This window comes from Wolbachia endosymbiont (group B) of Rhopobota naevana (assembly GCF_947250615.1).
GTDB lineage: Bacteria > Pseudomonadota > Alphaproteobacteria > Rickettsiales > Anaplasmataceae > Wolbachia.
This window is the reverse complement of record NZ_OX366333.1, coordinates 588,303-602,294: the sequence shown is the minus strand read 5'-3', so window position 1 is coordinate 602,294 and position 13,992 is coordinate 588,303. Positions and strand designations below refer to the sequence as shown.

Genomic DNA, 13,992 nt, shown 5'->3' with positions numbered 1-13,992 from the left:
ATTTAAATGACTTTTGATCAAACCAAACGAGGATATCCATTGCCACATCCAGAGAATATTGCAGTGGAAGATGTTGTTCGTATCCGTACCACAATTAAGAAAATAGATGAAGATATCGCTAAAAGAGAAAATGAGCACAATCAGCTTAAAAAAGCATTTGAACGACTGAATTTTGAGACTTTTTTGAATTTTTGGAATGACCATTGCTAACGAAGCCATAGATGCATTGCATCAAAGAATTAAAGATTTAGCAGCAAATAGCACACCTGATCAATTAGCGTACCTTGCTAAATCATTGGAATCGATGATAGGTAAAAAAGCTATTTCTGATATTGTGCAAATGACTAAAGTAAAAGAAATAATTGATGCACTACAAGAAAGGCTTAGGGATTTAGCAGTAAACAGTACACCAGATCAATTAGCATATCTTGCTAAAGCACTGGAATCAATAATCGACAAAAGTGCGGTTTCTGAAATTGTACAGATGACTGATGGTAAGCTAAAAGAACTTCTTGATAGTGCAAAAAAACACTTAACTGATCTGGATAATAAAAAAGCTAGTTCTTTAGCAGTGATCTCTGAATCAGAGAAGCAGTTATTAAAGAGAATTGATGAAAAAGGAACAACAAATTTATCGCTACTTGATACAAGAAAGAATGCCAATATTGCAGCAATAAACAGTGTTGGCGATGATCATAAAGATGGTCTTAAAGGTTTAGTGAATAACTTCCGTACTGTTAATGATGTACCAAGTGGCTCATCAATCATGAAAGAAGTAAGAAATCGTCATATGATTGAACCTGGAGCATTACCTTTTTTATTTGGTGTACTAAGTAGAAAAAATAATTACTTTGGCCACGGAACTTTTACAACTGAGCTTGGTCAGTGGAGTAGTGATGTAACAAAAACAGACTATATGCTACAACTACTAGCAGGTACTCACACATATGATACAAGCTATGTTAGTTTTTATCGGCCAAGACAACTCAGTTTTTTAGAGGGAAGTAAAGGTACATTTATCTATGGAGAATCATACCCAAGATTTATGTATGATGGATTTTCTGAGCAATTCAATATGCTGAAATACCCTTATGCTGCATTGGGAGTAATATTCGTAAAAAACACAAGTAATGTAGATATAAGTAAAACTCTAAACTTTGTTGGATCTGCAATGTGGTATAAAGATGAAGTTAATTATGGAGGAGCAGGATTATTTATAGGTACACCTGATAAAACTAATACAAGGAAGTCAGAGATTTCGAGAATTACTTGGGCACGTATTTACCAGCATGAAATTAACAGTCCTGAATTTATTGCATCAGGTAACATAATCATTCCAGCAGGAAAAACTGTTACAGTGTTACTTTATACGTCATCCAATCTTCACTCAGGAGGTGAAAGAGTTGGTGAGACACCTGAGTTCTTTGAAAGTGAGCATACGTATAGCACAATCTATGGTCAATTTATTCAGTGGGGAATATATAACTTTCGCAGCAATTTTCTAACCACAGGACTTGAGGTGGACGTAGAGAGAACGCTAAGAGCTTGGCAATGCCCAGGATTAGATGCCACTCATAAAATTTGGAATTAAAAACGGAGAAAACCAATGCCAATTTATATTAGATTTGAACATAACAAACAAGTAGAAACAACAACGCTTGAAAGTAAGCCAATTGGAAATGATTGGTATGAAGCGCCAAAGAATTTTGACTGGCAAAAGAGTTATCAGTTAACAGAAGGAGGAGAAATTGCTCAGCGGAGTCAAGAAGATATTGCATTGGAGTTACTACAAAATGCGAAGTTTTCTGCACTTTCTAATCTTCGTGCTTATTATGATAATCATACTCACCAATACGCAGGGCATTCTTACCAAAAAGCTAAATCGTATCAAATACAAGAAAAAGCAGCAAAAAGCATTCTAGCAGACCAAGATGAAAAGGATAAAGAAATTATAGAACCTTTAGCAAAAGTCCGTGGTATTACGGTTATTGAAATGGCAAGAATAATCGAGGAAAAAGTGAAAAAAGCAGTAAAAGCAATAGTGAAATGCGAGGAGTTGGAAGACATGGCCAAGAGGAAAATTGAAGAAGCTAAAAGTGAAGAAGAACTGCAAACTTTGCTAGATGATTGTAAACAAAAAATGCAAAACCTAGAAACTTAAATTCTTTTCAAAAATCAGCGTGCAAGGAAAAAAATGACAGAACAATTTTTACACGGAGTAAATGTTATTGAGGTAACCTCAGGGACAAGATCAGTACGTACAGCTAAATCATCAGTGATAGGTGTAATTGGTACTGCACCTGAAGCAGATGAGCAAAAATTTCCGCTAAATAAACCAGTGTTAGTTGCAGGAAGCTTAAAAGAAGCAGCAAGACTTGGAAAGAGTGGCAGTTTACCTTCTGCAACAAACGGAATATTTTCCCAAATCGGTGCAACAGTAGTAGTTATTCGAGTTGAAGAAAGTGAAAACAGCGATCCAAAATTAAAAGAAGAAGAGACGCTGAAGAATATAATTGGTGGAGTTAACGAAGAAACTGGAGAATATCAGGGAATAGAGGCGTTCCTCAGCAGTGAAAGTATAGTCCATGTTGCTCCAAGAATATTAATTGCACCTCAGTTTACTCATCAGTTACCTGAAATAGATGGAGTAAATCCAGTAGTGAGTGCTTTAATTTCCACAGCAGAAAAATTAAGAGCAATTATTGTTGCAGACGGACCAAATACTAATGATGAAGAAGCAATAAAATGGAGAAAAAGTGTAGGCAGCTCAAGAGTTTACGTAGTTGACCCATGGATTAAGTTATTTATTGAAGGAAAAGAAGGAACCTTGCCATCGAGTCCATTTGTAGCTGGTTTAATAGCTAAAATAGACAGCGAACAAGGCTTCTGGCACTCACCTTCAAATAAAGAAATAAACGGTATTATTGGAACAAGTAGGCCTATTGATTTTACGCTCGGTAATACAAATTGTAGAGCAAACCACTTAAATGAAAATGAAGTAACAACGATAATTCATCAAAACGGCTATAGGCTTTGGGGAAATAGAACATGTTCAAATGACTCAAAATGGGCTTTTTTGTCAGTGAGAAGGACTGCAGATTTAATCAATGATAGTTTACTTCGAGCTCATTTATGGGCAGTTGATCGCAATATCACCAAAACTTATATAGATGATATGATTGAGGGGGTGAATTCTTATTTGGCCAATTTAAAAGCGCAAGGAGCGATTATCAGTGGAAAATGTTATGCAACACCAGAGCTCAATACACCAACAAATATTGCAAGTGGAAAAGTATATTTTGACTTTGAGTTTACACCACCATATCCAGCAGAACAGATTACTTTTCGTTCACGGCTGGTGAATAGTGAAATATCGTAAATTTTATTAAGGGAAAAAAGGAAGAAAGATGCTACCAAAGATTTTAAAGAATTTTAACATATTTGTTGATGGTCGTGGTTACGCAGGAAAAATAGATGAAGTAACCTTACCAAAGCTTACCATAAAAACAGAGGAGTACCGTGCTGGTGGTATGGATATACCAATAAATATTGACATGGGCATGGAAAAGCTTGAAGCAGACTTTACTTTCGCTGAGTATGATTCAGAACTATTTAGACTTTTTGGCTTGATAGATGGAAACTCAGTATCTTTGACGCTCCGTGGAGGAATGCAAGGAAGTGGTAGCAATGATATTGAAGGAGTTATTATCAACCTTAGGGGAATATTCAAAGAATTTGATTTTGGTAGCTGGAAACCTGCTGAAAAAGCAACGCTGAAGTGTACTGTAGCTGCTCATTATTATAAACTTACGATAGGTAGCAATGAGCTGATAGAGATCGATGCTGAAAATATGATAAGAAAGATAAATGGTGTTGATCAAATGGCCTTGCTGCAAACGATTTTAGGTATTTAGGTTTAGTTTTAAAAAGATTTTAGAATTTTATTTTTTAGGAGAAAGTATGACAACAGTAAAACTTGATAATCCAATAACAGTTGATGGTATTTCTGTCTCAGAACTTACTATTAGACGTCCAAAAGTTAGAGACTATTTGGCAATAGAACGCATTAATGGTAGTGACCTAAATAAGGAAGTGACTTTGACTGCCAATTTGACATCAGTTGCAAAAGAAGCGATTGAAGAGTTAGATATTGCTGATTATGTGAAAATTCAAGAGGTATTAAAAGATTTTTTTTCACCGATTATCCAAAAAACTTGAGATTAGAAATACTAGTGCTTGGCTCTATCATAGGTGGTGGAGTTGAGCACATTCTTGATATGGAGATTAGTGAGTTTATTTTATGGAGCAAATTAGCAAAGGAGCTTAAATGTCAACGTTATCTATAAAAATAGGAGCTGTTTTAGATGGCAGCTTTAATACTGTAATAAAAGGAAGTAGTAGTCAACTTACTCGTCTTGGTGAGAATATAAGAAAGCTTGACTCATCTTTAAAATCAGTATCAAAGTTTAAGCAGTTAGGTCATGATGTTTTGACTAGCAAGAGGTCGTGGAAGGGCTTTGAAGATCAAGTAAAATCTTTAGCTAAACAAATGAAAGCGATAGAGAAACCAAGCAAAACTTTAAAAGCAGAGTTTGATAAAGCTAAGTTTTCTGCAACAAAAGCAAAAGAAGCATATTTGAAAAAGAGAGATGCTTTGCATTCATTTAATGAAGAAGTAAGGAAAAGTGGAAGAAATATTAAGTCATTAGTAAGCGATCAATATAAACTTGGTTCTTCTATTGAAGTGCTAAAAGGTAAGTATGGTAAGCTTGGGTCTGCAATACGTAGTCACCAAAGTTTTTTAGCAAGTAAGACACATTTTAAGTCACAAATTATAGAGACTATTGGACTAGGGCTTTCACTTGCAGCACCAATTAAAGTTGCTATTGACTTTGAAAGTGCTATGGCTGATGTTACAAAAGTAGTTGATTTTGATGAAAAGACAAAGGAAGCTGATAAATTTGCAAAAAAGTTAAAAGAGATGTCACGTACTGTACCATTATCAGCCGCAGAACTGGCACAAATAGCTGCAAGTGGTGGTCAACTTGGTATCAAGAAAGAAGATCTTTTTATGTTTACAGAAACAGTGGCAAAAATGTCTACAGCATTTGATATGTCTGCAGAGCAAGCAGGTGATTCCATAGCTAAACTCTCTAACGTTTATGGAATTGATGTTAGTGAAATGGAGCACGTTGGTAATGTAATCAACCACTTATCAGATAACACTGCTGCTAAAGCAAAAGATATGGTTGAAGCTCTAGCAATAGTTGGTGGTACTGCAAAGCAGTTTGGATTAAAGTTTGAACAAACAAGCAGTTTAGTAAATGCTTTCATTAGTTTAGGCAAACAACCAGCAAAAGCTGCAACTGCTATAAATGCTTTACTTTCTAAGCTTCAAACTGCTGAAGGACAAGGAAAAGAATTTAAGGCAGCGCTAGAAGAAATGGGTATAGCCACAGAAGAAATGGTGCAAAGAATAAGTGAAAATGGGGAAGAAGCATTACTCTACTTTTTTCAAACTCTAAAGAAAATGGATAATCAGGAACGTTCTACAATCCTGATGAAACTTTTCGGTCAGGAATATCAAGATGATATTGCATTATTAGCTGGAAGTTTTAATAAGTATGAGGATGCAATAAAGTTATTGGCTAACACAGAAAAGTACGGAAGCTCTCTGCAAAAAGAATTCAAAAATCGTGCAGACACTACAGCCAATAAATTAAGACTCCTTCGAAATGCAATAGCTGAAGTTGGTATGAACCTGGGCTCGGTGATGCTGCCTACTTTAAAATTTATAGCTGAATTTTTACAAGAAAAAACTAGGAGCATAGCCTTATTTGCAGAAAAATATCCAACCTTAACTACAGCAATCATGGGAACTATAGCAGCTTTAATAAGTTTGAAAATCTTAGTAGTAGGCTTAGGTTATGGGTTTACTTTTTTAGCAAGTACAGTTCTCGGTTTAAGGGCAAAAATACTTGCAACATTTTCATTTTTATCAGCTACAGTTTTTCCTGCAGTAATAACAGGGCTAAGAGCAATAACGCTTGCTGTAATGAGTAATCCTATAGGGCTTTTAATTGCTGGACTTGTCACTGGTGCAGCACTTGTTATCACTCACTGGCAAAAAGTGAAGGAATTCTTTGCTAGTTTTTGGAAATCAATCATAAAACCGATAGGAGAGGCTTTTTCATGGATGGGAGATACAGTTAGTAGCGTATTTTGGAAAGTATCAGAAAATAGTCCAATAAAAGAATTTGAGAAGAGAAAAACTGTTATTTCGTTAGTTGATGGAGAAGCTAGCAATGTACTTTCTAAAAATAGTGTTTTTAATAATGGGAATCCTTTATCAAATAATAGTGTGATGAAAGGAATTTCTAAAAATAGCTGGAATAATGTTAAAATTAAACATGCTATCGCAGAAAAGAAATCTATAGCAGATGAGAAAGATCTCAATCTAAAAGAGTACGTAAAAAGCAAATATGAAAATAAAACTTTTAACCAAACTCAACATAATTATTTCAACATAAGTGTACAAGCAGCACCAAATCAAGATGTTCGTAGCCTTGCTAATGAAGTAATAAAAAGGATAAGAGAAAAATCACGTGATGTTCTGTTTGATACCATAGACCCTGTTTATTAAAATGTTGTCTCTTGGCCCGTATAAATTTGTTCCAAGAAGTTTAAAGTATAATAGAGAAAATCGTTGGAGCACAATTGAGTGTATTGAAAATATGCCACTATTACAAAATATCGGTCAAGGTATAGAAGATATAGATTTAGAAGGAACGATTTATCTACATAATCTCAATGGGCTAAATCAATTAAAGAATATGAAAGAAGCTGAAAAACCACATATTTTAGTAGATAGTTTAGGTAATATTTTAGGACAGTTCGTAATTACCAGGTTAGAAGAAAAGCAGATGTATTTTTTACCTAGTGGACTACCAAGAAAAGTTGAATTTAGTTTGAGTTTGAAGAGCTATAGATGATTATATATTACTTAGCCAAAGAAGGAGAAATGCTAGATCTGATTTGCTGGAAACATTACGGATTTACGGATGGAGTAGTGGAATTAGTACTAGCAGAGAACTTAGGTTTGGCAGAATACGGAAGCTTTTTGCCTGCAGGATTAAAGATAAAGCTTCCTACTATTCAGAAACCAGTACAAAAGTCAAAATTAAAGGTCTGGGAATAAATGCAGCCAGATTTTATAATAGATAAATGTGAATCAGTTAAAGATAGAGTCATATCATTGCGCCTTACCGATGAATCTGGGACAATAGACGATGTAGTTGAAGTACATGTTGATTATAGGGACAAAGACATAGATATTCCTAATGAATTGAATATTTCTTTAGGGTACAGGGAAATCGGAGTAATGCCAATGGGTGTATATACAGTTAATGAAATTACGGTGCAGAGTCCACCTAAAACCTTACTAATAAAAGCCCATGCAACAAATTTAAGACTGTCATTAAAAGAGAAAGTATCTAAGGAATGGCATCAAATTACTTTAGGTAACTTGGTTAAGGGAATAGCAGAAAAGCACGGATATGGGTACGGAGTTGCAGAAGAGTTTGAAAATGTGTTGATTCCACATATTAACCAAATAGAAGAAAGTGATATAAGTTTATTAACAAAAATAGCAATAGAATACGGAGCAATGGCAAAGCTAGCTGGCGGATACATACTCTTTATTCCCAAAGGCAAAGCAAAGTCGGCAACTGGAAAAGCTTTAGGAACAACAGCTATTAGACCTCAAGACACAATCAATTGGAAAGTGCATTTTACCGTGAGTAGGTACAACTCAGTGGTTGCAAAATGGCATAGCTATGAAAAGGGTGAAACTATATCAGAAACAGTTGGCTCTGGTAGTCCAAGTTATACCATACAAACGCTTTACTCTAATGTAGAATCAGCACTAAGTGCAGCAAATGCTAAGTTAAAACAACTAAAGCGAAATAATGCAGTATTGGATATCACTATGCCTGGTAATCCAGAACTATTTGCAGAGGCGAAACTTAGCTTGTTAGGGTTTCATCAAGATATAGACGGTGAATGGATAATTGACAGAGCAGAACATGTGTTAGATAGTTCAGGTTATCGCACTGTGTTATCAGCATCAACGTTAAGAAAAAATCAGTAAACCAAATGTTTAATGTTGAAAAAAGTATTGAATATGAACAGAGACTCAAGAAATAAGCTACATTTTTGGTGGTTTATAGTAACAGTAGTATGTGTTATTATTACCTATTGCTATACGAAAGCAAAAGCTACAGATAATTATAAAACAATATTGCGGATTGCATCTGAAAATTGTAACTTAGAAATTGCGAAGTTTTCAGTAAAAAATTTATTAGATATAGATACGCAAATTTTTAAACTTACTACACTACATTATGCTGCAGGAGAAGGATGCTTAGAAGTTGTCAAATTTCTGATAGACGAAGGAATTAATGTAAATATTATCAACGGGTATGGAAGTACAGCACTTCACAATGCTGCGTATCGAGGGGATTTAGAAATCATAAGGTTTTTATTGGAGAAAGGTGCAAATCCTACAATCAGAAATAAAGATGGAAAAAACCCAAGAGATGTAGCTGTGCTAAGATCACGGCACAATAAAGATAAACCATACGATGAAATTATACACTTGCTCTATAATGCTGAAAAGGAACACAAATCTGAGCAGTAATATTTCGTAACTGGGAAACAATAGGAAATATTTATACATGTCAAGTTTAAGATAATTTTTTTAGATTGATCCATAAATTACTAACCTTATTACTCAATTTCTAAAATAGTTTTTTCCATTTTCCTTCTTATGCCGCTTGCACTTAACTTGACGCTTATGAACACTACCAAACAAGAAATAATTGAAAGTCTTTTATTATACAATCAGGAAAAGCATGCAAAAACAAAAAATCCCAATCACAGTAATAATAACGATGGTAATACAGACCATAGCAACAATTTGGTGGCTCGCCAAGCTAGACTTACGGGTACACATGCATGATAAATTTATAGAGCAGAACAATGGATTGGCCGTTACGGTATATCGTCTGGAAGAACGGGTAAAGAATCTTTCTGAGGAATTAGATGAATTCAAAGCTAATTTGAAGTACAAGTAATTATTCTTCTACTTTTGGTGTGTAAGCATCAGATTGAGATTGACGATCCTTCCAGTTTTTGATGTATTGCTCGACTAATGGAGGATCTCCTGTTATAATTAGTAGATTCTCAGCGTTTTTTTTCTGTGCGGCGTCAGAGAAATTGAAAGACCCAGTTATGATTTTTTGGTTATCAATAATCATGACTTTATTGTGAGCGATTGCTGGTTTGAAATCAATATAAATCTTAATACCTTGCTCGAATAACTCATTGATGACACTATATTTTGAATGAATTTGCGACTTATCAAGAATTATCTTAACTTCTACACCTCGTTTTTTGGCTTGAATCAAGGACTCAGCAATAGGCTTTGAGGTAAATTGGTATGCTTGAACTAACACAGACCCTTTAGCATGCTCTACGGAATCAATTATTAGATTGGTGCAATTTTCCCCAGGAGTGAAACATACAGTAGTACTAGGACAAGAAACACAACCTGATAAAAGTGAGCAAGTTAACAGAATTAATAAATATCTAATCATGAAAAAATACATCCTTTCAGTTGACGGCGGAGGCATAAGGGGCATAATACCAGCCATCATTCTAGCAGAAATAGAAAAAAGAACAAGAAAGAGGATAGCTGAAATCTTTCACTTAATGGCAGGAACCTCAACCGGTGGAATTGTTATAGCAGGATTATGTAAAAAAGATAAACAAGGAAATCCCCAATACTCCGCAAGTGATTTGGTTGAATTTTACCAAGAGTACGGAGCATATATTTTTAAGTCTTCATTTTTTAGGCGATCAATATTATCTTGGTTTAACTGTGCACAATACCCACATAAAAATATTGAATTTGTATTGGACAAATATTTTGGTGATGATACTCTACAAAACACTTTAAATAATGTACTGCTTACCAGTTACGACATTCAGAATAATTGCCCATTTTTCTTCAAAAGCTGGAAAGAAGGTAATATTAAGCTGAAAGATGCACTCAGAGCTGCAACGGCTGCACCTACTTATTTCATACCAAAACATCTCAAAATTAACCAGATAAACAGAGTATTAGTGGATGGAGGGGTTTTTGCCAATAATCCAGCGGCTTGTGCTTATGCTAGTGGTAAAAGGTTATTTCCAAATGATGATATTCTACTGTTATCGGTAGGTACTGGCAGAACAGACAGAAGCATAGCCAATTCAAAGAGATTTGGAAAAATAGGCTGGATAAAACCACTAATACATGTGATGTTTTCTTCAAGTTTAGATGCAGTAAACTATCAACTTAATCAAGTTATAGCTGATAAATATATACGTATACAATCGCAATTAAAAATAGCATCACCTGACATGGATAATATTACATCAAAAAATATCAAATCTCTTCAACAAGAGGCAAAGGCAATGATAGAGGACAATCAGAAATTAATAGATAAACTTTGCGATTTCATATCTTAATTTATACCAAGCAAAATTCAACTGAGCCAAAAAAGTTGGTTAGCAAATTCTGCTGGTTAAATCATTAACTAATTTTACTTATATCTTAAACACATTTAATTTTCACACTCACCCAACTCATCAGCAGTTAGGCCACTTGCTCGCACAATAATATCAATAGCAACACCTTCCTTAACTAGATCTTTTGCAATTTTGATTTTCTCTGCTTTTTTAACCTTTTCTTTACCAGTTTGCATTCCTTCAGATAAAGATCTAGCTACCGTATCCAGTAATTCTTGATCCTCAATTTTTTCGCATTTACCTACAAATCTCAAAACTGGCTCATTTTCATATTCTGTTAGTCCAAGAGCTTTAATGTTAACTGATAATGTCTTTGCTATCTTATATAATATTTCAATTGGAATGTCTTTATATCCTCGTTCATAGTCGTGTATTTCTTTAGGTGTTGAACCGATTTTATTTGCCAAGTCCTCCTGAGTGTATTCCCGTATTAATCTCTGCTCTTTTATCCTTTTCCCCACTTTGTAGAGTATAGAATCAGTACAAATTTCTTTCTCTATATCATCATATTCATAAGTAGATAAGCGAGTCACTTGGGAAATAATATCAACTGAAACTCCTTCTTTCACTAGATTCTTTGCTACTTCTATTTTCGCTTCTTCTTGGCTAATTTTCTCGCTAATATATACAAACCTTACTAATGGATACAGCTTCTTGCGTAATTCCTGATCCTTAATTTCTCTATGTATTTTTGTTAGATAGACTATTTCTTTATCCTCATCTTCATACCAACTGTTTTCTCTTAGTACTGTTGGTCCTGGAAGTAGATCTATAACATTAACTGACAATGCTCCTGCTATTATATACGATTCTTTGATTGTAATAGCCTTGCACCCTAGTTCAAAGTTATGTATTTCTTTATGTGTTAAACCAATTTTGCTTGCTAATTTTGCCTGAGTATACCCTTGTACTATCCTACAACCTTCTATTTTTTTCCCCAGCTCGTAGCTCAATATGCTCTGAATTATCATAGATAAATCCTCTAAAAGCTGTTTTTCCTACAGAAGCAAACATATATTCTATCACAAAAAAATCCACTATTGGCTAAGTTTTTATGAAATCACAAAAATTTCTCAATCATATAATTTGATAAGCCTGTCGTTTGCAAGATAATATCAACAGAAATTCCTTCTTTCACTAAATTCCTTGCAACTTCAATCTTCTTTTCCTCTCTGACCTTTTCTCTATAAACATGTATACCTTCAAATAAAGACTTGATTAGCATATCGCGTAATTCCCGACTCTCAATCTTTTTGTATTCTTCTATCAACTTTGATAGCTTTTCTTCCGCTTCACTATCCTCATCTGATTCGGGAAGTAGATCTATGATACTGATTGATAATACCTTTGCTATTTCATCTAACATTTCAAGTGAGACAGCAGCTCTCCCTTGTTCATACTCGTATATTCCTTGATTTGTTATGCCAACTTTATTCGCTAAATCTTTTTGTGTATATCCTCGTATCAATCTCCACTCTTTTATCCTTTGCCCTACTTTGTATGGAACAGGAATTTTGTTCTCCTCATACTCACCAATAGATAGGTTAGTTGTTCGAGAGATAACATGAGCAGAAACTCCTACTTTCATCAAACCCCTTGCTACTTCTATTTTTACCGCTTTTCTGCTTCTTTCCTCATTCAAACGAATAAATTTGGTTAATAAATAAAATACCTCGCTTAATTCTTTATCCTTATGCCCCTTTACTAAATTTAATATTTCTTCATCTTCAAAATATCTTTTTTTATTTGGTAGTGTCTCTCCACAAACTAGACCTTTAACATTTACTGATAATGCTTCTGCTATGGCATATAACTTCTTAATTGGAATTTTACGATTCCCTTTCTCATATTGCAGTATTACCCAGTACTTTACACCAATTTTCTCAGCTAAATCCTTCTGAGTATAACCTCGCTCTAACCTCCAATTTTTTACTTTTTGCCCTACCTCACAGTCTAGACTTTTTTCCATACAAAGAACCATACATATAATATTTTCTACTATAGCTCAAAGGCTCCAGATATAATGGGGAGAGTAGACCAGTGGAACTTCCCCTACCAGTCTCTCGCAGAACTGTACATAAACCTCTCAGCTTATACAGCTCCCATTATTTAGCCTTTTTGACCCTAAACCTAGTGTCCAATGATAGAAAATATTTGGAGACCTATCTCTCACCTTTCCTAGAAATTGTCTTGCTAGTCTTCCGTGACTCCTGAGTCTCTTATATTTCCTTTTGACCCACTTTTCTAGATGCCGCTCTACATTCTTTAGAGATTTGTAGACCTCAGTTCTGTAAAATTTGCCATAGTACTGATACCAGCCTCTGACTATTGGATTTACTTTTCCTGATATCTCCTCTAATGTTATATGCGTATTTCGTAGCATTTTCCATGATCTTATGGTTGTAGTAATCTTTTTCTTGGCCTTGTTGCTAATTGCTGGGAGAAATGAAACAAAATGCTTCCCTATTTTATTTCTTGCTAACCTGGGTCTGAATGTGTAACCCAGAAAATCAAAACTTTGTTTAGGAAATTCATCTCTCCTATTGTCATCCTTACAGTACACTATCTGTGTCTTTTTAGGATGTAATTTCAACCTATACTCAGCCAATCTCTCTTCGATCATTACTTTCACAAATCCTGTCTGTTTCTCTGTTCTGCAGTGCACTATCGCATCGTCCACATATCTCTCAAATGGTACCGTCGGATAGTTCTTTTTCATCCATATATCAAACACATGATGCATGAATATATTAGAGATGATTGGGCTAACTGAACCTCCTTGCGGAACTCCTTTATCCCTAACTACTTTACTGCCATCTGCAAGTTGTATAGGGGATTTCATCCACCTTTCAACATATAGTATGACCCATTTGCAGTCTGTGTGTTTCTTGATAGCCTGAAGTGCTAAGTCGTGATCCAGATTGTCGAAGAACCCTGATATATCAAGGTCTACCACCCAATCGTACTTCCAGCATCTCTTACGCGCTGTATCTACCGCATCCAATGCTGATTTATTCGATCTATAACCATATGAATCCTCATGGAATTTTGGCTCCACTAACGGTTCGAGATACATTGTTGCTGCTGTTTGCGCTATCCTATCTGATACAGAAGGAACACATAAAATTCTTTGTCCTCCTCCCATATCTTTCGGTATTGCTACAGCTTTTACAGGCTCTGGAAAATAACTTCCGGATGACATACGATTCCATAGTTTGTATAGATTATCTTTTAGATTTTCCTCAAACTTTGTTATCGAAACCTCATCTACACCAGCAGCACCCTTATTTCTCGATACTTGTTTATAAGCTCTCCAAATAAGTTGCTTCGGTATATCAAAAGACTTTGTTTTATTCATTA

At 34.9% G+C, this 13,992-nt stretch carries 17 protein-coding genes; 13 read left to right on the top strand and 4 right to left on the bottom strand.

Annotated features, from left to right (window positions below):
* Nucleotides 1-6: 6 nt before the first annotated feature.
* From OOL01_RS02965 to OOL01_RS02910, 12 genes are all read left to right on the top strand, one after another.
* Nucleotides 7-210 (top strand): hypothetical protein, encoded by a 204-nt coding sequence (locus OOL01_RS02965; protein WP_264687101.1) that lies wholly within the window; start codon nt 7-9, stop codon nt 208-210.
* Nucleotides 197-1,591, top strand: a complete 1,395-nt coding sequence (locus OOL01_RS02960) for a hypothetical protein (RefSeq protein WP_264687100.1) — start codon at nt 197-199, stop codon at nt 1,589-1,591. Before OOL01_RS02965 ends, OOL01_RS02960 begins: the two co-directional genes overlap by 14 nt.
* A 15-nt stretch (nt 1,592-1,606) precedes the next feature.
* Complete coding sequence (locus tag OOL01_RS02955; protein ID WP_264687099.1) at nt 1,607-2,161, top strand: hypothetical protein; 555 nt, start codon at nt 1,607-1,609, stop codon at nt 2,159-2,161.
* A 33-nt stretch (nt 2,162-2,194) separates the two neighbouring features.
* On the top strand, nt 2,195-3,379 hold the full coding sequence (locus OOL01_RS02950) for a phage tail sheath subtilisin-like domain-containing protein (RefSeq protein WP_264687098.1): 1,185 nt from the start codon (nt 2,195-2,197) through the stop codon (nt 3,377-3,379).
* Nucleotides 3,380-3,407: 28 nt separating this feature from the next.
* A complete protein-coding gene (locus OOL01_RS02945; protein ID WP_264687097.1) occupies nt 3,408-3,914 on the top strand; it encodes a phage major tail tube protein in 507 nt (168 codons plus the stop codon).
* 46 nt (nt 3,915-3,960) lie between these two features.
* Entirely contained in the window at nt 3,961-4,218 is a 258-nt protein-coding gene (locus tag OOL01_RS02940; RefSeq protein ID WP_264686007.1) for a phage tail assembly protein, read from the top strand.
* Between the two features lie 109 nt (nt 4,219-4,327).
* Nucleotides 4,328-6,643: a phage tail tape measure protein gene (locus OOL01_RS02935; protein WP_264687096.1), complete on the top strand. Its 2,316-nt coding sequence runs from the start codon at nt 4,328-4,330 to the stop codon at nt 6,641-6,643.
* A gap of 1 nt (nt 6,644) precedes the next feature.
* Nucleotides 6,645-6,992, top strand: a complete 348-nt coding sequence (locus tag OOL01_RS02930) for a phage tail protein (RefSeq protein WP_208571688.1) — start codon at nt 6,645-6,647, stop codon at nt 6,990-6,992.
* Entirely contained in the window at nt 6,989-7,198 is a 210-nt protein-coding gene (locus OOL01_RS02925; protein WP_208571687.1) for a tail protein X, read from the top strand. The genes OOL01_RS02930 and OOL01_RS02925 overlap by 4 nt, the downstream gene beginning before the upstream one ends.
* On the top strand, nt 7,199-8,149 hold the full coding sequence (locus OOL01_RS02920; RefSeq protein ID WP_264686006.1) for a contractile injection system protein, VgrG/Pvc8 family: 951 nt from the start codon (nt 7,199-7,201) through the stop codon (nt 8,147-8,149).
* A 12-nt stretch (nt 8,150-8,161) separates the two neighbouring features.
* Complete coding sequence (locus OOL01_RS02915; RefSeq protein ID WP_143688911.1) at nt 8,162-8,698, top strand: ankyrin repeat domain-containing protein; 537 nt, start codon at nt 8,162-8,164, stop codon at nt 8,696-8,698.
* 214 nt (nt 8,699-8,912) lie between these two features.
* Entirely contained in the window at nt 8,913-9,134 is a 222-nt protein-coding gene (locus tag OOL01_RS02910) for a hypothetical protein (protein ID WP_143688910.1), read from the top strand.
* On the opposite strand, the gene OOL01_RS02905 is transcribed toward OOL01_RS02910, so the two are convergent.
* Nucleotides 9,135-9,656 (bottom strand): phospholipase D family nuclease, encoded by a 522-nt coding sequence (locus OOL01_RS02905; RefSeq protein WP_406718671.1) that lies wholly within the window; start codon nt 9,654-9,656, stop codon nt 9,135-9,137.
* On the opposite strand from OOL01_RS02905, the gene OOL01_RS02900 reads away from it, so the two are divergent.
* Nucleotides 9,655-10,572 carry a patatin-like phospholipase family protein gene (locus OOL01_RS02900; RefSeq protein WP_264686004.1) on the top strand — a complete coding sequence of 306 codons (918 nt, stop codon included), beginning with the start codon at nt 9,655-9,657 and terminating at the stop codon, nt 10,570-10,572. The genes OOL01_RS02905 and OOL01_RS02900 overlap by 2 nt on opposite strands.
* Nucleotides 10,573-10,667: 95 nt before the next feature.
* On the opposite strand, the gene wmk (OOL01_RS02895) is transcribed toward OOL01_RS02900, so the two are convergent.
* The 3 genes from wmk (OOL01_RS02895) to ltrA all read right to left on the bottom strand — a co-directional run bounded on the left by wmk (OOL01_RS02895) (nt 10,668) and on the right by ltrA (nt 13,990).
* Complete coding sequence (wmk, locus tag OOL01_RS02895; protein WP_264687095.1) at nt 10,668-11,603, bottom strand: WO male-killing family protein Wmk; 936 nt, start codon at nt 11,601-11,603, stop codon at nt 10,668-10,670.
* Nucleotides 11,604-11,692: 89 nt separating this feature from the next.
* Nucleotides 11,693-12,601 carry a WO male-killing family protein Wmk gene (gene wmk, locus OOL01_RS02890; protein ID WP_264686003.1) on the bottom strand — a complete coding sequence of 303 codons (909 nt, stop codon included), beginning with the start codon at nt 12,599-12,601 and terminating at the stop codon, nt 11,693-11,695.
* Between the two features lie 117 nt (nt 12,602-12,718).
* Nucleotides 12,719-13,990, bottom strand: coding sequence for a group II intron reverse transcriptase/maturase (gene ltrA / locus OOL01_RS02885; RefSeq protein ID WP_264686537.1), 1,272 nt, complete (start codon nt 13,988-13,990; stop codon nt 12,719-12,721).
* Nucleotides 13,991-13,992: the final 2 nt, after the last annotated feature.

Bases quoted from the DNA above. Each gene is read 5' to 3' on its own strand.
- OOL01_RS02940 (WP_264686007.1), top strand. From the start codon at position 3,961: ATGACAACAGTAAAACTTGATAATCCAATAACAGTTGATGGTATTTCT.
- OOL01_RS02935 (WP_264687096.1), top strand. From the start codon at position 4,328: ATGTCAACGTTATCTATAAAAATAGGAGCTGTTTTAGATGGCAGCTTT.
- OOL01_RS02930 (WP_208571688.1), top strand. From the start codon at position 6,645: ATGTTGTCTCTTGGCCCGTATAAATTTGTTCCAAGAAGTTTAAAGTAT.
- ltrA (WP_264686537.1), bottom strand. From the start codon at position 13,990: ATGAATAAAACAAAGTCTTTTGATATACCGAAGCAACTTATTTGGAGA.
- OOL01_RS02965 (WP_264687101.1), top strand. From the start codon at position 7: ATGACTTTTGATCAAACCAAACGAGGATATCCATTGCCACATCCAGAG.
- OOL01_RS02945 (WP_264687097.1), top strand. From the start codon at position 3,408: ATGCTACCAAAGATTTTAAAGAATTTTAACATATTTGTTGATGGTCGT.
- wmk (WP_264686003.1), bottom strand. From the start codon at position 12,601: ATGGAAAAAAGTCTAGACTGTGAGGTAGGGCAAAAAGTAAAAAATTGG.
- OOL01_RS02905 (WP_406718671.1), bottom strand. From the start codon at position 9,656: ATGATTAGATATTTATTAATTCTGTTAACTTGCTCACTTTTATCAGGT.
- OOL01_RS02915 (WP_143688911.1), top strand. From the start codon at position 8,162: ATGTTGAAAAAAGTATTGAATATGAACAGAGACTCAAGAAATAAGCTA.
- OOL01_RS02955 (WP_264687099.1), top strand. From the start codon at position 1,607: ATGCCAATTTATATTAGATTTGAACATAACAAACAAGTAGAAACAACA.
- OOL01_RS02960 (WP_264687100.1), top strand. From the start codon at position 197: ATGACCATTGCTAACGAAGCCATAGATGCATTGCATCAAAGAATTAAA.
- OOL01_RS02910 (WP_143688910.1), top strand. From the start codon at position 8,913: ATGCAAAAACAAAAAATCCCAATCACAGTAATAATAACGATGGTAATA.
- OOL01_RS02900 (WP_264686004.1), top strand. From the start codon at position 9,655: ATGAAAAAATACATCCTTTCAGTTGACGGCGGAGGCATAAGGGGCATA.
- OOL01_RS02920 (WP_264686006.1), top strand. From the start codon at position 7,199: ATGCAGCCAGATTTTATAATAGATAAATGTGAATCAGTTAAAGATAGA.
- wmk (WP_264687095.1), bottom strand. From the start codon at position 11,603: ATGATAATTCAGAGCATATTGAGCTACGAGCTGGGGAAAAAAATAGAA.
- OOL01_RS02950 (WP_264687098.1), top strand. From the start codon at position 2,195: ATGACAGAACAATTTTTACACGGAGTAAATGTTATTGAGGTAACCTCA.
- OOL01_RS02925 (WP_208571687.1), top strand. From the start codon at position 6,989: ATGATTATATATTACTTAGCCAAAGAAGGAGAAATGCTAGATCTGATT.